Source organism: Streptomyces sp. NPDC043996, from assembly GCF_056435225.1.
In genome coordinates this window covers 480,344-498,615 of record NZ_JBWKEY010000006.1, presented here as the reverse complement: position 1 = coordinate 498,615, position 18,272 = coordinate 480,344, and the positions used below count along the sequence as shown (strand labels likewise).

Genomic DNA, 18,272 nt, shown 5'->3' with positions numbered 1-18,272 from the left:
CAGCCAGGTTGGGCGATGAGGGCTCATTGATCAACGAGGTAGCCCACCGCCGCCGCGTAGAGGATTCCCGAGGTGTTCGCCTGGGCGCTGACGGTGATCTGCTGGCGACCGGCTACGTACAGTCGTACGGGTGAGCCGTACTGGTGCATGCGCGCTACGCCGAGTTGGCCTCCCCAGTTGAGGGGCCGGGCAGCGAAATGGGTTGGCAAGAGCACCTGCTGTGTGTCCCCTGCGCCGGCTGCGATCTGGTCGACGACGTCGTTCTCGCCAACGACGAAGAACCCCGAGAGGTGCTCGACGACGAAAAGCTTGCCCGCAGGTACGACATCCAGGCTGAGGGAGATACCAGTATGTGGGTTGTCTCTGTTGTCTTGTTCCTTCGCTGAAGAGAAAGGCTGAATGGCCATCTGTATGGTTTCCCTTCCTCAGCGCGCCTGTCAGTCCTTAGCATCGGATATACCCGGATGCGTCGCAGTTGCTGCAACGCCGGAGATCGGCCCACCCAAATTGGTCATCGCTGGCACCGGCGGGCGTTCGACGACGGTCTGCGGTGACCCCATCTCACGGCCGCCCGGGATCGGCGAAGTGTCCCCCGCCATCAGCCGCTGCCGGGCGTCCGCGCGGGCCCGCGTCACCGCGTCGTCCTCCGGACACCTTGCGCAAGCTCTCCGCGCCCGGCGCGGCAGGCTGGGGACCGGCAATGAACGCCTCGCTTACCTTCCGCTGCACAGCCTGGCTGGTCAGGGCGTCCCAGTCACCGCCATACCGCCCGGTGCGGGCGCGGACCTGCTGACTCCAGCTCGTGGTGACACAAGAGTGTCGAGGATCCCGGCCACCTCACGGGGACGGACCTGGATGCCCATGTGGCCGGTGTCCACGGTGTGGACTTGGAAGGGGTTCTTTGGGGTCAGCGCGTCTGCCTCGGCGATCATTCGGTCCTGCACGGCGAGTGGGATCGCCCGGTCCTGGGAGAAGCGTATGTAGGTGCGGGGGATCCGTCCCCAGGTGTCCGCCCGGCCGCGGGCGTCCGCGGTGAGGACCTGTGCGGAGTCGGCGGGTTCGAGGAGATTCAGCACGGCCCGGAACTGTTCGTCGGTCGCGTCGGCCATCAGGTTCTCCTTGGCCGCGTGCAGGAACTGGGGGTCGGCCGAGCGCCAGTTGACCAGGGCCGAGGCGACATCCTTGATCCCCAGGGTCTCCAGGTAGTCGGCGACGCTCGGCAGCTCGACGCAGCACCACGCCGAGGCGTACACGATCCGGCTGACCAGACCGGGTACCGCGTTGCCCACACCGGTGATGGTTGCCCCGCCTCCGCTGGTCCCCACCAGGACGACTGGCCCGTACTCCGCGAGTTGGCGGACCGCGTCCACGACGTGGTTGACGTTGTCGTCCAAGGTCACGTCGGCCAGCGGCGAGGGCTGTGCCGAGAACGCCTCCAGGTCCTGGGGCGCCTGGTAGGAGAGGGGGAAGGAGGCGTCCATGCCATGGCCCGGCAGGTCAACGGCCAGCGCCCGATGGCCGAGCAGCGCGAGCTGCTGGAGGACCGGCGACCAGGAGTAGGAATTGCTGTGCGCGCCGTGGACAAGGACGAAGGTCGGCCGACCGTCTCGGCGCGGTGTCCGCTGATGGCGTTCCTGGCGCATGGGGAATCCTTCCGGCGGGGAAAAGAGAGCGACCACTCTGGCACACGGCGGTTGAGCCCACGGACATGGTGTACGGGCTCCGACCCATTCCGGGAGTTTGATCCGGTCACGGGCAAGAGCCCCATAGACGAACGGCCACCGGAGCGTGGCTGATGAAGCGCTGCCACGCCGCTGAGGACGAACAACCCCGGTGACGCTCCGTGCCTGCGGGGCCGTAGGTGGGGAGCTGAACTGGCCGCCGATGGGAGCCGCTGCCGAGGAGTTGCTGGCCATACACGGGGAAAAGATCTTGGCCACTGTCTCCCGAGCCCGGAAGGCACTGTGCCTGGTCGACCAACTGGTTGCTGGACAGGCGCCTGGCTGGCGGCTCGCCGTAGCGGTCGATGTGGTCGAGCACCACCTGGTGCTTCTTCATCGGCCGCACCCGCCAGTCGCGGACCTGCTCACCGGCGAGGTTCTCGAGGACCAGCGCCTGGTCGTCGTCGACACCACCCACGTCCGCGCCAAAAAGAGGGGCGAACACACCGGCCCGAGTCGCGTGGACCGGCGCGAACCGGGTACCAAGATGCACATCCTGTCGGACGCGAACGGACTTCCCCTGGTCATCGGAATCTCCGCGGCGAACGCCCACGACAGCCATGGACTGAAACCGATGCCGGCAGGACTCCAAACACCACACGACCCGCACCACGGCCGCAACTTCAAACCCCAACGCCTCCACACCAACAAGGCATACGACGTTCCCCACCTGCGGCGTTGGCTCTGGGGCAGACACATCGGCATACGCATCGCACGCAAGGGCACCGAATCCAGCGAACGCCTGGGACGTCGTAGGCGGGTGATCGAGCGGACCTTGGTCCCGGCTGACCGGCCACCACCGTCTCAGCTCCCGCTACGCACGCCACCCCCCAACTACCGGGCCTTCCTCGACTTCGCAGCCGCCCTGTGCCGCTACAAGCGACTACTCCGCCTCACCACATAGGACAACGTCTTAACCAGTCACTTCCTCTTCGCCTCGGAGCAGACGGGGCGGACCCGTTGACCGGGCAGGTATATGGAGCGTTCCAGTGGAGTGAGGTCTCGGTGGATGAGGCGGCATATTTTGCGGATGGACGTGGTGGGGGTGGGTAAATCCGTTTTCCACAGTCGGACCGTTTTGTCGTCGCTGCTGGTGATCAGAGTACTGGCGTCGGGGCTGAGCACGACGGTGTTCACGTCGCCGGTGTGGCCGGTGAAAGTGGCGCGTGTTCTGCCGGTTTCCACATCCCATAGCCGCACCGAGGTATCGGTGCCGGTGGCGGCCGCCAGAACCTGCTCCCCCGGGCCGAATGCCAGCACGGTGATCGGGTACGAGTGGCGGGCGACGGCCTTACGTGCCTTGCCGGTCGCCACGTCCCACAACCGGACTGTGTTGTCGTAGCTGCTGGTAGCCAGGGTGCGTCCGTCGGGGCTGAACACCATGCTTTCCAGTGTCGAGGTGTGGCCCTGAAGTGTGGTGCGCGTTTTGCCGGTGGTCGCGTTGCGCAGCCTCACCTCGTAGTCCTTGTTGCCGGTGGCCAGCGTGTTCCCGTCCGGGCTGAATGCGAGCGCCATGGTCGGCTCTCTCACGAGGGTGCGTGTCGTGCCCGTGGTGGTGTCCCATAGCCGCACTTTCTCGTCGCTGATTACTGCGGGGGTTTCTCCGTCCGGGCTGAACGCTGCGGCCAGGATGTATGGGGCGGTGAGCACACGCAAGGCGTCGCCTGTTCTTACGTCCCATAGGCGTACCGTCTGGTCTCTACTGCCGGTGGCCAGCGTCCGCCCGTCCGGACTGAACTCCATCGTGGTGACGGTATCGGTGTGTCCCGTGAGGCTCAGGCTTGATGTGCCATGGGTTACGTGCCTCAGGTGCACGGTGCTGTCCGGGCCGGCGGTGGCCAGGGTCCGCCGGTCCGGGCTCAGTGCCACCGCGGAGGTGGGGCCGGTGCGATGGGTGAGCGCGGGCCGTGTCGTGCCTGCTGCCGCGTCCCACAGCCGTACCGTCTTGTCGTCACTGCCGGTGGCCAGCATCCGCCCATCCGGACTGAACCGCATCACGTTGACCCTGTCGGTGTGTCCGGCGAGCTTGGCCTGCCTCTTGCCGGTTGTCGCGTCCCACAACTGCACCGCGCCGCTGCCCGCGGTGGCCAGCGTCCGCCCGTCCGAGCTGAACGCGAGCACATCCGCTCCGCCCGGAAGGGCAGTGCGTGCCTGTCCGGAAGCGACGTTCCATAACCGCACCTTCCCGTCGCTGCCGTTGGTCGCCAAGGTGCGCCCGTCAGGGCTGAAGGCCAGCGCGTCGGCCGACTTGTAACGGCCGGTGAGCAGGGTGCGTAGGTTGCCTGTAGCCACGTCCCACAGCCCCACCCCGCCCTCGGTACCGGCGGCCAGTGTCTGTCCGTTGGGGCTGAAGACGAGTTCGGAGACGTCGTCGGTGCGGCCAGTGAGCGTGATGCGGGCTTTGCCTTCGGCGACGTCCCACAGCCGTACTCCCCCGTCGGTGCCTGTAGCGAGTGTGCGCCCGTCCGGGCTGAACGCCAGCTCGCCGGTCCGTGCGTGGAGGATGTGCCCGGCCTCTCCCGTCGCCACCTGTGTGAGCCGTACCGTGTCGTCGTTGAGAGGCGCGACGGCCAGGGTGCGGGCATCAGGACTCAGTGTCATCTGGTACGTATCGTCGCCGTCGTTGGGGACGACGCGGCGTTTCCTGCCGGTGGCCGTGTCCCACAGGTACGCGTCCCGGTCCTCGGCGGTGGAGACCAGGGTGCGCCCGTCGCGGCTGAACGCCAGGGCACGGATCCGGCCGGTGTGACCGATGAGGCGGTGCCGCAGAGGAAGGCCGTAGGCGGAGTAGAGGCTGCTGGCGGCTTCCCGTGTGGGGGCCGTGCGGTGCGCTTGAACGGCCAGCAGCGAGGCCAGGTCGGGATCCTCGTCGAGGAGGGCCGCGGACTGCGCGGCGAGCTGCCGGGACTGGGCCACCCGCTGTGCCTCCCGTGCGCGGTCGCGTTCCCGGTCGCTGCGGAGGCTCTGCTGCCAGGCGAGGAGTCCGGCGGCCAGGGCCAGGGCCAGGAGTACGGACAGGGCTGCGGTGAAGTGGCGCAGGCGGCGGGCGGTGCGGGCGGCTGCCCGCTGTTCCTGGTCCCGGGCGGTGGCACTGGCGGTGAGGAAGGAGCCTTCCACGTCGGTGAGTTCTCGGCGGCTGCGAGCGAGACGGAAGTGTTCCTCCGCGGTGGCCAGCAGGATGCCGCGGTACAGAGCACCGGCGTCGTGGTCGAGTTCCTGCCACCGGTGAGCGGCTTCGGTCAGCTGGCGGTGGCAGCGCAGGCGTTCGCGGCTCTGCTCGACCCACGCGTGCAGGCGGGGCCACGCGGCGATGAGTGCCTCGTGCGCGAGATCGACGGTGTGCTCGTCGAGGGTGACCAGGCGGGCACGGGCCAGCCGCTCCAGGACGTACTCGACGTCGCCGGGGCCGTCAATCAAGTCGAGTTCACCGCGGTCGGCGGGGCGTCGGGTGTCCGGGGCGCCTGCTCCTGGAGTGATGAGGCGGAGCAGCAGGAGTCGGGCGAGTTCGGCCTGGGAGTCGGTGAGCTGGGCGTAGAGGGTCTCGGCGCTCTGGGCGATCGCGCCGTGCAGGCCGCCGACCGCTTCATAGGCTTCCATCGTCAAAATCCGTCCCCGCCGTCGGAGGCAGGTTTCCAGCAGGGCGTGCGAGACCAGCGGCAGGCTGCCGGGCTGCCCGGCTGCTTCCTCGATCAGGCGTGCGGTCAGGGCCCGTTCCACGAGCAGGCCCGAGGCGGCAGCGGGCTTGACGATGACCTCCCGCAGTTCGTCGCGGGTCATCGGACCGACGATCAGGCTCGCCTTGGCGAAGGCCGTGGCCAGCTCCTGGTGTTCGAGGCAGTGCGCGGAGAAATCCGCGCGCACGCCCAGCACTACCCGCATTCTGCTGTCGGCCTCCTGGGCCCGCAGCAACAGGTCGATGAACTGGGCTCGCTGCGCCGGGTCCTGGCAGAGGGTGAAGACCTCCTCGAACTGATCCACCACCAGCCACGTGTCCCCTTCGCCCGCAGCCGGGACACACCGCTCGCGATGATCCACGAAGGGGTGAGCACCCGGGGTGAGGATCCGGATCGCCGACGGGCGCGGCTCCGCTCCGTCCGGTTGCCGCAGCCGCGGGATGAGACCAGCGCGCAATAGGGAGGACTTGCCGCTGCCCGACGCGCCGAACACCACCGTGATCCGCTGTTCACCGGCCAGCTCGACGAGGTCGTCCGTCAGCCGACCGCGGCCGAAGAACTGCGCCTGGTCCCCGGGTTCGAAACGCGCCAGCCCGCGGTACGGTGCCGCCGATGCATCGACAGGCGCCGCCGTTACTTGGGCGACCTCGCTCCTGGCCTGATGCCAGCGGCGCTCCCACTCCTCCTGGTCCGCACCGCATGCCGCGGCGTAGGCCAGCGTGACCTCCAACGAGGGCAGCTTGTCACCTGAGGCGGCCCGGGAGAACACCGTGGCGGAATAGCGCGCCCGCTGGGCCATCTCCCGGTACGTAGGGCCACCGGCCTGCCTCCGCAGCACCCGCAGCGCCAGGGCGAATCGCGCGACCGGCCCGGCTGCCGGATCCAACGGCTTCTCACGGCGCCCCATGCATCCCCCTCAGCCGGCTCGGCACCGAGCATCCCGCTTCACACGGCATTTCAGCAGAACCGTGGCAACCCCGTGCGGCCCACCATCGAACCTCGGCCAGCCACCAGGCCCCGCGGGATTGATACGCAGCACGACATGGGGCTGCGCATCAACCTCGCGGGACCAAAGCTGGAAATGGAGCGGGAGAGGCGCTGTCAGTACGGGCGCGTGAACGCTGACTCCTCATGCCAGAAGCCCTCCTGCCTCCCGCACATCAGAGTCGATAGGTCCACGTCCACGTCTGATGCGCGCTGCAGAGCAGACCAGAGCTGAAGGGAATGTGCACGGGGAATCGCACGGTGGTGCACCTCGCGGGCCGGAAGCGGACGTCCCATCGGTACGCGCGCCCGGCGCGCTGCCTCACCCTGATCGGCTACACCACTACCAGGGGCGCCATCAACCAGGTATCGCCACATCGGTTACGACTGCAAAGGAGATCACATGAGACGGAGAAGACTCAGCAGACGGGCGGCTTCGACGGTCGTCACGATGATCGCCGCGATGGCCCTTGTCCCGCTGGCGGCGCAGGCACCAGCACAGGCAGCAGCACCGGCAGCAGCGAACGTCGCGGCCGGAACGTCCGCATGGACACCGCAGATCTACCCGCTGTTCTCAGGTGAGTGGGTACAGCGGAATGTGTCGAGCTCCGATCGGAACGCGGCGCTGGTCGCGTGCGCCTGGGCAGATGGAATCGCCTGCGTGTCGGTTGGCCAAGGCGACGGCAAACACAGCGTCTTCCACCTGTTCAAGTGCGATACGCGGTCGCTCTCGAACTTCATCGACGCGCTCGCTGTTCTCAACAACCAGACTGGCGGAGCCCAAGTGCATTTCTGGGGGCCCAGGTACGAGGTCTACATCCCTGCGGACGACAGGATCCACACGGTCCCGGACCACGCGACGTACGACTTCAATCGCCTCGACATCTGCTGAGGGCACCTCGCCCCGGGCACGCTGATCATGGGTGTCCGGGGCGGAACCTGCCTGCTCACCGCCCCTCCCACCGCACGTGCTGACCTGCCGGCAGATGGTCGCCCGGTGGACGAAGGACCACCGGCCAGGCGCCGACGGAAGAGCGCCACCGATGCCCTGAACCGGCGCCTGTAGCCGACCTGCCGGACCCGCTCTACCTCCTGGCCGTGCAAGCCCTCCATCTCCGCTCGCGCCGTCGCCACGCGCAGGGTCGCGGTGAGTCCTGGTGCCCGGCGGGCCAGCAGTACGACGACGGAGCGGACGCGTGCGCGGTGCCGTCACTGAGCCGGAAACCGGCCGCGATCGTCTGGTGTGCTCACGCAGGTACACCAGCGCGACCAGCTCACGCTGGCGCGGACGCGGCTTGCACCTGCGGGCACCCTCCCGAAGGACGATCCGCGTCGTCACCGCCTCCACGAGGGCATGTGACAGCTCCAGCGCGGCTGGATACGTAACCAAAGGCCCCACGGGTGACAAGTTCAGACGTCAGACATCTGTCTCAACACCCTTGGGGGCCTCGCCCGTTCGCCCCCACCCCCCAACACCCGGCCGAAGACCAGACTGCACGAGCACAGTGTTCGCCGTCGTCGGGGGTGCCTCAACGCGGGGGCATTTCGCGGTCACTGGGGCAGTCACGTTCGGACTGAGGTCGCGGTGTCAGTCTGCTTGAGTTTCATCCAGGGGCGCTGAACCTGCCACTCACCATTGGACGGACGGTAGATGGCGACATCCGCCTTGCCATCGCCGTCGAAGTCCGCCTTGAGGCGTTGCAGCTCGATGGCGTCGAGTGCCCCCCCGTAACTTTGGAGCCGGGTTCGAGGTCGATCGCGCACCGCGACCAGTCCAGCCCACCGCGGGCGCCGGGTTCGTCGGGCAGTACGCGGTGGAGCCGGGCCCAGACCCGGGCCTGGCTCCACTGGGCGAAGCGTCGGCAGACGGTGGGCCAGGCCGGGCCGAAGACCGGCGGCAACTGCCGCCAGGTGCAGCCCGAGGTGGCCACGAAGATGACTGCCGCCAGCGTCTCGCGGTCACCTGCCCGGCGTCGGCCGCCGCCCTGCGGACGCTTGATCTCCGTGCGCGGCACCACCCGCCGGAACAGCACCCACAACTCCTCCGGAACCAACCGCTCCACCAAGTCCGTCACGAGTCACTCAACGACCCACAAGCACCCAAAGAAACCACGTCTTACTAGGGCGCCGCTTCAACCGGTGCTCCGCGCCTCGCCCTTCAACGCCGGGTGGGCCGCTTCTCGGCGGTACATGAGCCGGCGGAGTGTCGCCTCCGCCGGGCCGCGCAGGCCGCGCCGTTCCAGGGCGTACGCGCCGACGACCGTCACCAGCCACACGCCCACCGCGAAGAGGACCATGCTCGCGCTGGTCAGATGCGCCCCGAGGCCGAGCCCCCACGCGGCGAGGAGCGGGGCGAAGATCAGGGAGTGGGTGAGGTAGCACGACAGGGAGCGCTTGCCGACCGCCGACACGGCCGTGACGGCCCGCGCGCCGCGCCGCTGGGGGCGCTTGGTCCACCAGTGGACGAACAGGGCGATCGCGGCGACGTAGCCGAGCCCGGCGGCGGTGCCGGTGGCGTCCCGCAGCAGGGTGAGCGCCCCCGACTCACTCTGCGCGTCGTCCGGCACGTCGAGCGCCCCGACGTGCGCGAGCGCGGCGGGCAGCGCGCCCAGCCAGCCCACGGCGACGCCCACGACGGCGGTGCCGCGCAGCAGCCGCAGATGACGGCCCGGCTCCTCCAGGACGCGGCGCCGCGCGGCCCAGTAGCCGAGCAGGAACACCAGTGCCCCGCCCCCGACGAGGGACAGCGCCGATGCCGCGAAGGTCACGAACAGACCTGTCTCGACGCGGGTGCCCACGGCGGCGGCCCAGCTCTCCTCGGCGGCCGCGTACGCCGCGCTGCCCGGCTCCTCGGCCCCCGCGTCGCCGAGCGAGCCGATGTCACCTTGGAGCAGGGCGCCGATCAGCGGCCACACCGAGACCACGACCAACAGGGCGCTCACCGCGATCCCCCAGGCCAGAACGCGCCCGCTCCGGCGCAGGAACAGCCAGCCGAGGGCGAGGCTCAGCACGCCGTAGTACCCGACGATGTCGCCCGCCATCAGGAGCGTGGAGTGGGCGAGCCCGAGGGGGATGAGCAGCAGGCTGCGGCGGCGCAGCAGCCGCACCGCGGCGCGCTGGGAGGTGCCCGCGGCGGTGTGGCGCAGGAAGAGCTGCGTCATGCCGTAGCCGAAGAGGAACGCGAAGAGCGGGTACACCCGCAGGTCAAGCCCGACGATCATGGCGAACTGCGCCGCGTGGTCGAGCGGGCCGCCGTTCACGGGCTGCCACCCTGAGGGGCCGTAGCTGGACTTCCACAGGTGGAAGGCGGTGTTGGACGCCACGATGAGCAGCAGCATGAGGCCGCGCGCCAGGTCGGGCGCGAGCGCCCGCCCGGCCGCCGTGACCCCCGCGGGCCGGGGCCCGCCCGCTCCGCTCCGACTCGTCTGGTTCTCGCTGTCGACCGTCATGCCCCGACGCTAGGAATCCGGGCGGGGCCGGGGCGTCCGTCTTCGGGCTAGCGCGGGTGGGCCATCCGGCTAGGGCCGGTCGGCCTTCCGGCCCAGGGTGGCCGCCGAAGGGCGAAGGCGAGCACCGCGCGTGCTGGGGCGTGAGGTGACGGCACCCTCCGTCACAGCACCATTTGGAGTCCGGCGAACGTGGACGTGCTGCCCGACCGCACCGCGCTGACGCTTACCGCCTGGCTGTGCGACCACCCCGGAGCCGAAGTCGTGTGCAGGGATCGTGCCAAGGGCTACCCGCCCGAGCTGCGCCCACGGCGGAAACGGGTGACTGATCCAGAGCCGTCTCGGCCAGGACCCGCGTGCGAGGTTCGGCCCGCTCGCTCAAGCTGTGGCCGACGTGAGGAGTGCCTGGCGCATCCGAGCGAACTCAAGCAGCTGGCTGGCCATCAGAGTCAGCTGGTCCTGCACGCGCGGGTCCTCACACCGCCCGTCGGGGCCGAATGGCGTCGCCGTACTGTTGACCGCCACGCCGATCGGCGTCGGCCAGCCGCGCAGGGCGTGCGTGATGTCGCGCAGTGCTGCCAAGGTGCCTACGGCGCCCTGCCACCCCTGGCCTACCGCGATGCAGCCCACGGCCCGCCCGCTGAGGTACGGGCGGCTGTCGTCGCGCAGCTCCTCCAAATGGTCGAGGGCGTTCTTCACCAGCCCGGAGACGGTCCCGTGGTACGCGGGGCTGGCGATCACCACAGCGTCCGACTCCGCCACCGCGCGGATCAGCGCACCAGCACGCTGGTGCTTGACATCCGCGCTTGGCTGGTACAGCGGCATGGCGAGCTCCGAGCCATTCATCAGACGAACGTGCGCACCCATCCCCTTCGCCGCGTCCAGGCAAGCGTGAAGGGCCCGTTCCACCGTTGACCGGGCACCGGACGAGCCGCCGATTCCCACGATCCTGATTTCGTGTCGCACGCGACGCCCTTCGACATGGTTGACAGCTGGTGCGGACCATACGGTGGCGGTGAGGGCACCGGCGCCTACGCGCCCGCAGGCGGCGGTGCCCCACCGCTGTTCACTGAGCGGGTCATGGCTGTGGCTGGAGGAACTCGGAGAAGCGGACGCTGACCTCCTCCAGCTGGTCAGTGACCCGAGGCGGAGGCTGCGTGGCGTCGGCCGATACCGCGCAGTGGATGAAGACAGGCGCGGGCGGGTTCGGCAATTCCTCACGGAGGGTTCTCGCCAGGCCCTCCTTGGAGTCCACGGTGTGGATTCGGGTGAATCCGCATGCGCGCGCCCACCCGGGCAGGTCCACGCGGCGGCCGGGCGAGCGCTGGCCGCCGGTCGAGGCGTAGACACCGTCGTCCAGCACCAGCTGGATGAGCGGCAGGTCCGGCTCCGCGCCCGCCATCACCAGCCCGACGGGGTTCATCAGGAGACTCCCGTCCCCGTCCACCACCAGCGTGGTTCGGCGGGAGGACATGGCGATACCGGTGCCGAGTGACAGGGCAAGGCCCATCGAGCCCGTCATGTAGAAGTGGTTGCGGCGAGTGGCTGCGGCCCCGATGCGGGAGATGTACCCGGTGGTGAACACCGTCGGCAGATCAGGAGCGGTGGCCAGCGCGACCGTGACGGCCTCGGTCTTGGTGAGAGTCATGGGCTACACCTTCCAGGCGAATTCGTCGGGTCGGACCAAGAGCGCGAAGGGCAGGCGTTTCTCCCGCACCACGGCCGCGGCCTGTTCCACCTGCCGGGCAGCGCCCTCACCCGTCACGTACGCGTAGTCGATGCCGAGGCCCTCCAGGATGGGTTCTGTGAGCCGCCCCATCGGGAGGTTCTCGGTGGTCGTGTCCGGCGCCGTCCCGCGCATGCTGACCACCAACAGCATGGGGATCCGGTACGGCACGACCAGCGAGGCGAGCGCGTTGACCGACTGCCCGAATCCGGAGTTCTGCATCAGCACGACCGGGAGGTCGCCCGCCAGGCTCGCCCCGGCGGCGACCCCGACGGCGTTGTCCTCACGCGCCACGACGTGGTAGTCGGCGCCCGCCTCCAGCAGCGAGAGCAGGGGGGCCAGGATGCCGCACGGCGTGCCGAAGTAGGGGCCGAAGCCGTGCGTGGTCAGTGCCTCGTACACCGCGGCCTCCGCACCGGCCGAGCGCTGAGCCTGGAGTGTTTCCGTTGCCATGTGCGTCTCCTTGAAGCTAGTCACGTCACTGTCGTGCCGAGCCGGTCGGCCGCCTGACCACCCAGCCTCCACGCCTCGTCCACGTGGTCGCTGAAACCGAGGAGCTCCCAGCGTTGCAGCGCCAGCGGCACGTTCCCCTCCCGCCACAGCCGGTCGTGGAAGGCAGCGAGGTCGAAGGCCGCCCCCTCGCGCCGGGCGCAGGCGGTCAGCAGGTCAAGCACCTGGGCCTTGCCCGCCAGATAGCTCAGGCCCAACCCCGGCCGACCCGCGTAGACGGCGGTTTCCTCCCATGCCGTACGGCGATCCATCGGGACCAGGTCGGCGAGCCGCCCGGCAGCCTGGTCGAGCGTCAGCTCCCCCAGTCCGAGTCCCAGGTCGATCTCCACCCGCAGCGCGCGCAGCCGCATCGCGTTCACTACGAACCGCCGGCTAGCTGGGGCGTCGTCGAAGAGACCAGCAAGCATGGTGAGTTCCTCGGTGTGGAAGGCGACGCCTTCGTTCGCGGCCGAGTCGTAGTAGTGACGCCGCACCGGGTTCTCGTGCCGCGTGGCCAGCGCGAGCTGCCAGGCGTGGACGCCCTCGTGGACGATGCCCACGCGCGGGTCCCGGGCCTCCGCGAGCTGGAAGTACGGCAGGTCAGGCCGGGGCTCGGGGATGTAGCGCACCGCGTCCTCGTCCCACCCTGCCCACGCCGCCGTGTGGTGCTGGACGCCAAGCCAGGTCAGCGACTCCAGGTGGGCCGGCAACGGCAGATTGCGGTAGTGCCGGAGATCTTCGGGCAGGTTCACGATGCGTTCCTTCCGCAGGAACGCCCGAACGCCGAGCTCGTCCTGCCGCTGCCGGTGGATCTGCGCCGCCGTGTCGGCGAGCAACGGTGGGGCGGCCAGCTCGCCGTGGCGGTGAAGTACGTGCTCAGCCGCCGCCGCACGGGCGTACTCCCTGCGGCCCAGGTCGCGCAGTTGCTCCACCGACCACGGCAGCAGCGCGACCCGATGGAGGAAGAAGCGGAACGCCTCGGGCCCCGGACTGAGCGCCTCGGTGCAGGTGGGCAGGGTCTCCCGTAGCCACTGCCGGTAGTGGGCCAGGGCTCGCCGCGCGGCCCCCGACGCGGCGTCCAGCTCGGCTGCCAGGTGCGTCGGCTGCGGCCCGGCGAGCGCGGCGATCGCTGTCCCCAACGCCTCGTCGGTGGAACCGAGCAGCCGCAGCGCGAACTCGGCGAGCGGCGCGGCGGCGCGCCCGGCCAGGTTGAGCTGCCCCTGAGCGAGAATCTCGGGCACCCGGGCCAGCCGGGCCGCCACCACGCGCGCCTGCGGTTCCTCGCTGGCGTCCGGCCGCAGCAGGTGGTGGTAGACCGGCAGCAAGGCCTGATCGAGGTAGAACCCGGGGTTGCGCTGCCAGTCCCGCAGAAGGTGCAGCTCCCAGTGGACGCGGGCCAGTGCCGAGCCGATCAGCTGGCCGTCCACCCGCACCGGTACGGTCTCCGCCGACAGGTCGAGGGCACGATGGCGGCGGGCGAACCCGGCCAGCGCCCGGCTCCGCTCGGCAACCGCCTCCGGCGACCAGTCGGGCAGCCAGCCGTCCGGGCGCTCGACCCGGTTGAGGTCGTCGTAACAGTCGGGCTGGGTGACCGCGCGCCACGCCCAGAACTCCTCGGCCAGCTCGCGCAGAGCGGCCGCCGCGCTGCTCATCAGTGGTCTCCTCGGGTGGCGGTCACGACGTCAGCGTCACGCGGTAGGCGCGCATCCAGCGGTCGACCTCGATGAGCGGCAGCAGCAAATGCAGGTTGTCCGCCATCGTCATCATCTCCGTCCGGCCGGAGACGAGTTCGCGCACCTTCGGCAGGTCCAGCAGGCCGGCCAGCGGCGAGGAGCCGCCGTCGAGGACCCGGTCGAGCGCGGCGCGTACGGCCTTGGCGTGGGCCGGTGAGAAGGTGGCGGGGTAGGCACTCTTGCGGCGCCGCAGCACCTCCGGTGGGAGCACATCGGCGACTGCGGCGCGCAGCAGGCTCTTCTCCCGCCCGTCCGCCACCTTCATCTTCCACGGCACGTTCCAGACGTACTCCAGCAGCGTGTGGTCGCAGAACGGCACCCGTACCTCCAACCCGAGAGCCATGCTCATACGGTCCTTGCGGTCCAGCAGGTACAGCAGCGGGCCTTGCAGGCTGAGGAAGAGGACCTCGCGCATCCGAGCTTGGAGGCCAGACTCGCCGGTCAGCCGCGGCACCCTGGTGCGCAGCGTGGCGTAGCGGTCCCGCTCGTCCTCGTCGGGGCGGATCCGGGCCCGGACGTCTGGGGCCAGGCAGTCGGTCAGCCGGGGAGCGTTACCGAGCCACGGGAAGGTGTCGCCCCACACGGTGGCCTGGTCGAAGAACCAGGGGTAGCCCCCGAAGACCTCGTCGGCCGCCTCGCCGGAGAGCGCGACCGTGGAGTGCTCGCGGACCGCCTGGAACAGCAGGTACATGGAGGCGTCGAACTGCCCGAGGCTGGGCAGGTCGCGGGCGGCCAGTGCGGCCGGAACCACGTCGGCCAGCGCCTCGGGGTCCAGGTCGATCGACGTGTGGTCGACGCCGATATGCGCGGCGGCGGCCAGCGCGAACGGGGTGTCCTGCTCCGGGCGCAGCGCCGTGGCGCGGAAGTCGTCGGCGGCACCCTGGAAGTCCACCGAGAAGGAGCGCAGTCCCGGCGCGTGGTGCCGGGCCGCCAGGGCCGTGACGGCCGAGGAGTCCAGGCCACCGGAGAGCAGGGTGCACAGTGGCACGTCCGCCACCAGTTGGTGGGCGACGGTGTCCTCCAGGATTTCTCGGACGCGGCGCACGGTGGTGTCCTCGTCGTCATGGTGCTCCTGGCTGACCAGGCGCCAGTACGGCGCCTCGTGCGCCCCCGAGCGGTCCACCCTGACCAGGTGCCCGGGCTGTACCTGGCGCAGGTCGGTGTAGGGGGTCTCCCAGGGCATGGAGAGCCTGGGGTTGAACAGGATGGGAAGTCTGTCCTCGCTGGTACGCGCCGTGAACAGCGGGTTGGCCAGGACCGCCTTCGGCTCGGAGGCGAACAGAACGCCGCCCCGGTAGGCGTGGTAGTAGAGCGGTTTGACGCCCAGCCGATCGCGGATCAGGAGCAGCTCCTCGCGGGCAGCGTCCCAGATCGCGAAGGCGAACATGCCGGTGAGCCGGTCGACGAAGCCTGTCCCCCACTCCAGGTAAGCGCGCAGGACGACCTCGGTGTCGGAGGCGGTGCTGAAGTGGTGGCCGCGGGACCGCAGCTGGTCCCGTAGCTCGCGGAAGTTGTAGAGCTCGCCGCTGTAGGTCAGCACCACCGGGGCCTCGCTGCCGCGCCGCCGCGCGGTCATGGGCTGGACGCCGCCCTCCAGGTCGACGATGGAGAGGCGCCGGTGGCCGAGGGCCGCGTGCGCCGAGAGCCAGACGCCGTCGGCGTCGGGCCCGCGCCGGTGCAGGGTCGCGGTCATGGCTTCCACCGTCGGACGTTCGGTGGTGAGATCGCGGGTGAAGTCGATCCAGCCGGCGATGCCGCACATCGTGGCCTCCTTGTTGGCGGGTCGGGTGGGGCGTGGGGGGTCAGGAGAGGGTCGGCCGTCCGGTGAGGCTGCGGCGGGGGGACCCTGGCAGGCCGGCGAGGAACTCGTCGAGGTCAACGGTCCGGTGGCCGCTCACGCCGGGGCATTCCCAGCGCAGGTCGGTCCGGGCCGAACGGTCCGGGTCGTGGAAGTAGACGGCCTCCAGGCCCCGCTCGGCGCCGAACGTCAGCACCGGGTTGGCGGTGAGGAGGTCCCGGATCTGCGGGGTGTCGCGCAGGACCCTCAGCACCAGCCGCTTCTCCCTGAAGTGATTGTCGGGCAGGGCGACTTGGGGGTGCATCTTGCGTTTGAACTGGAAGATGCCCTTGCTCAGAAAGGGTTCGCACCCGGAGAGGTCGACGCGGGTCAGGCCGTTTTCGGCGGCCCACTGGAGGACCAGCACATACATCGCCATGTACGTGCCCGAGCGGTAGGGCTCCTCGCCGCCGGCCTCGACGCCGGCCAGCCGGATGACCAGGGTGCTGCCCTCCCGGCGGCAGAGCATCCCCGCCACCCGTCGGCCCGACTCGCACAGGAAGAACAGCACACCGCGCCGGAAGAGGCACACAAGCGCGCTCTGCCGCTCCTCGGAGCGAGCGGCGTCGCGGTGCCGGTTACGCATGGTCGGCCGGTGCATGCCGTCGTAGAAGGAGTGGAAGTCGGCTTCCGAAGTGGCGACTTCGAGGGTGCGGGAGCGGGAGCGGAGCTCCCGGGCGTGCTGCTGGCGGGCCTTGCGCGAGAGTCGCTTGAGGATGTCCTGCTGATCGGGGCCCACCGGGACCGACAGGTCGATCCGGAAGGGCAGCAGCAGGCAGTGGCGCGGCTGCCCTGTGGGGGCATCGCGACGCAGCACGCCGACCGCGAGCAGGTCCGCGTCGGGCGCGGCTCGGCCACTGGCGAGGTCGGCCCAGGTGGTGCGGTGGCGGTTCTGCTCCGAACCGGTTCCGCGGCGCTGTTCGAGGAAGGGCAGCACGTGGGTGAGGCCGTGCGCCAGTCCGCCGTAGGCGAGGACCGGGCCCTGGCCGGTCGGCCGGGACACGGTGACCGACGGACGGGCTGTCACGGCGGCCAGGCCGTGCGCACGGACGACGAGCGGATCAGCGCTGTTGTTCCAGGCGTAGCGCCAGTTCGGCGGAATCACCCCTGCCTCACCCCGCCCCGTGGAGCAGTCGGTGGGTGGGCGAGGTCGGCTGGGGTGGGCGGACGAAGGGCCGCGACGTGACGGTGGGCATCGCTGTCGGCTCCGGATCCGGCGCTACGCGTGCGCGGCCGCGAGGACGGCCTGGGCGAGTTCGTCGACGGATCCGACACGCGTGAGGTGCTCCTCGCGCAGCGCGGGCAGGAGCTCGTCGCTGTAGTAGCCGGAGGCGTGGACCACCACCTCGATGTCCGGCTTCAGCAGGCCCCGTTCCCTGGAGAGCAGCACCCCGGTGAGTGCCTTGACCAGCGACCATTCGCGGATCAGGGCTGGGTCGGCGGCGATCGCGATGCCCGCGGCGGCGGCCAGCGCCCGCACACGGTCGAAGTGCTCCAGGCACTCACGCCGGGAGACGACGATCCCGCCGCCACCGTGGCGGGCGATGATCTCGTTGACCTGCGCGCGGGTGGGCGGCTCCTTGGTGTAGAAGGTCGGGTCGATCACCTCCTGGGGATCGTCGGTGACGGCCGGGAACTCCGCGGCCACGTCCTGGCGCCACGCGCTGACCGCCTCGTCGTACGTGTATTCCGGGAGCTTGGTGCCCAGCAGGCTGGTCACCATGTCCGCTGTCGCGAGCTGTTGGACCAGGTAGAAGCCGGGGTGCCAGGCGGGGGCGGTGTGCCCGGGCAGTCCCTCGGTGAGCAGTTGGTGCCCGAGGTGGTAGCCGAGCAGCCCGAAGGCACTGGACACGGCGTGCACATGCACCCGTGGCGCGGCGTCGGCGGTGATGGGCAGCAACTCCGCCTCGGCGAAGGCGCGCGCGGCGTCGGCCACTCGATAGTTGTCGAGGTCGAGGGTGTACCAGACGCGGAAACCGGTGGTGTCCAGGATGTCGGCGGCATGCCGCCGCACCACCTCGCCGCTGAGCCGCTTGACGTCGGCCGGCTGCTCGACCCGGGCCAAGGCCACCGGGTTGGCCGTGCGCAGCGCCTGGCCTCCGGTCAGCGCGCAGTCGCGCAGCTTGCTGCGCGAAGCCTCGGGGGCGAGCATCACGATGCGCAACTCGTCCGGAGTGGCTAGCCCGGTCGCGTAGGCCCGGGCCACCGCGTCGCGCAGGGCCGTCCCCTTGTTTCCGGAGGTCGGGGTGAACAGCAGCACGCGCTCGCCGGTGCGGCGGATGTGGGCGGCGGCACGCGCGATCATGAGCAGCGACGCCATGGTCTTGGTGGTCCTGGCGCCCGGGTTGCGCATCAGGTCGAGAATGTGGGTCCGCGGCTCCACCTGCGTCAGCCCAATGTCGGTGACCTCGGTGAACGCCGCGAAGGAGGCGTCCTTCGCGGTGAGTTCCAGGGGGATCTCGGCCGCGGTGGTGCGCTCGGCGTCCACCTTGCGGGCGGCGGCACGGATCTCCTGGAAGTACCGGTTGAGCGCGTTGTGCACGACCTGGCCGGCGCCGGCCGTGCGGCCCGTTGCGGACATGGCGGAAGACAAGGCGGATCCACTCCTTCGGAAGAAGCTGTCGGGTACGTGTGTCGCTGGGTCGCTCAGGCGCCTGGTCTC

At 70.0% G+C, this 18,272-nt stretch carries 12 protein-coding genes and 3 pseudogenes; 2 read left to right on the top strand and 13 right to left on the bottom strand.

Annotation, left to right across the window (positions count from 1 at the left end; all coding sequences use genetic code 11):
• Positions 1 to 23 precede the first annotated feature (23 nt).
• A complete protein-coding gene (locus tag AC07A4_RS18915) occupies positions 24 to 407 on the bottom strand; it encodes a hypothetical protein (RefSeq protein ID WP_478599772.1) in 384 nt (127 codons plus the stop codon).
• Positions 408 to 740: 333 nt separating this feature from the next.
• Positions 741 to 1,643, bottom strand: coding sequence for an alpha/beta fold hydrolase (locus AC07A4_RS18910; protein WP_478599770.1), 903 nt, complete (start codon positions 1,641 to 1,643; stop codon positions 741 to 743).
• 475 nt (positions 1,644 to 2,118) lie between these two features.
• On the opposite strand from AC07A4_RS18910, the pseudogene AC07A4_RS18905 reads away from it, so the two are divergent.
• Positions 2,119 to 2,625, top strand: a pseudogene (locus AC07A4_RS18905) (transposase); the annotation flags it as partial.
• Positions 2,626 to 2,642: 17 nt separating this feature from the next.
• Here AC07A4_RS18905 and AC07A4_RS18900 read toward each other — a convergent pair.
• Positions 2,643 to 6,302 (bottom strand): nSTAND1 domain-containing NTPase, encoded by a 3,660-nt coding sequence (locus tag AC07A4_RS18900; protein WP_478599767.1) that lies wholly within the window; start codon positions 6,300 to 6,302, stop codon positions 2,643 to 2,645.
• 528 nt (positions 6,303 to 6,830) lie between these two features.
• On the opposite strand from AC07A4_RS18900, the gene AC07A4_RS18895 reads away from it, so the two are divergent.
• Complete coding sequence (locus AC07A4_RS18895) at positions 6,831 to 7,271, top strand: hypothetical protein (protein ID WP_478599765.1); 441 nt, start codon at positions 6,831 to 6,833, stop codon at positions 7,269 to 7,271.
• A 242-nt stretch (positions 7,272 to 7,513) separates the two neighbouring features.
• On the opposite strand, the pseudogene AC07A4_RS18890 reads toward AC07A4_RS18895, so the two are convergent.
• The 10 genes and pseudogenes from AC07A4_RS18890 to AC07A4_RS18845 form a co-directional block, all read right to left on the bottom strand.
• A pseudogene (locus tag AC07A4_RS18890) lies at positions 7,514 to 7,769 on the bottom strand (helix-turn-helix domain-containing protein); the annotation flags it as partial.
• 357 nt (positions 7,770 to 8,126) lie between these two features.
• Positions 8,127 to 8,454: pseudogene (locus AC07A4_RS18885) on the bottom strand (transposase); the annotation flags it as partial.
• Between the two features lie 57 nt (positions 8,455 to 8,511).
• Positions 8,512 to 9,828 (bottom strand): DUF418 domain-containing protein, encoded by a 1,317-nt coding sequence (locus AC07A4_RS18880; protein WP_478599764.1) that lies wholly within the window; start codon positions 9,826 to 9,828, stop codon positions 8,512 to 8,514.
• Between the two features lie 375 nt (positions 9,829 to 10,203).
• Positions 10,204 to 10,791, bottom strand: a complete 588-nt coding sequence (locus AC07A4_RS18875; RefSeq protein ID WP_478599762.1) for an NADPH-dependent FMN reductase — start codon at positions 10,789 to 10,791, stop codon at positions 10,204 to 10,206.
• Between the two features lie 112 nt (positions 10,792 to 10,903).
• A complete protein-coding gene (locus AC07A4_RS18870) occupies positions 10,904 to 11,473 on the bottom strand; it encodes a thiamine pyrophosphate-dependent enzyme (protein WP_478599759.1) in 570 nt (189 codons plus the stop codon).
• 3 nt (positions 11,474 to 11,476) lie between these two features.
• A complete protein-coding gene (locus tag AC07A4_RS18865) occupies positions 11,477 to 12,004 on the bottom strand; it encodes a thiamine pyrophosphate-binding protein (protein ID WP_478599756.1) in 528 nt (175 codons plus the stop codon).
• A gap of 20 nt (positions 12,005 to 12,024) precedes the next feature.
• Positions 12,025 to 13,692, bottom strand: a complete 1,668-nt coding sequence (locus tag AC07A4_RS18860; RefSeq protein ID WP_478599753.1) for a DUF885 family protein — start codon at positions 13,690 to 13,692, stop codon at positions 12,025 to 12,027.
• A gap of 22 nt (positions 13,693 to 13,714) precedes the next feature.
• Complete coding sequence (gene asnB, locus AC07A4_RS18855) at positions 13,715 to 15,535, bottom strand: asparagine synthase (glutamine-hydrolyzing) (RefSeq protein WP_478599751.1); 1,821 nt, start codon at positions 15,533 to 15,535, stop codon at positions 13,715 to 13,717.
• Between the two features lie 40 nt (positions 15,536 to 15,575).
• Complete coding sequence (locus AC07A4_RS18850; protein WP_478599749.1) at positions 15,576 to 16,715, bottom strand: GNAT family N-acetyltransferase; 1,140 nt, start codon at positions 16,713 to 16,715, stop codon at positions 15,576 to 15,578.
• A 114-nt stretch (positions 16,716 to 16,829) separates the two neighbouring features.
• Positions 16,830 to 18,191: a DUF6002 family protein gene (locus tag AC07A4_RS18845; protein ID WP_478599746.1), complete on the bottom strand. Its 1,362-nt coding sequence runs from the start codon at positions 18,189 to 18,191 to the stop codon at positions 16,830 to 16,832.
• Positions 18,192 to 18,272 lie beyond the last annotated feature (81 nt).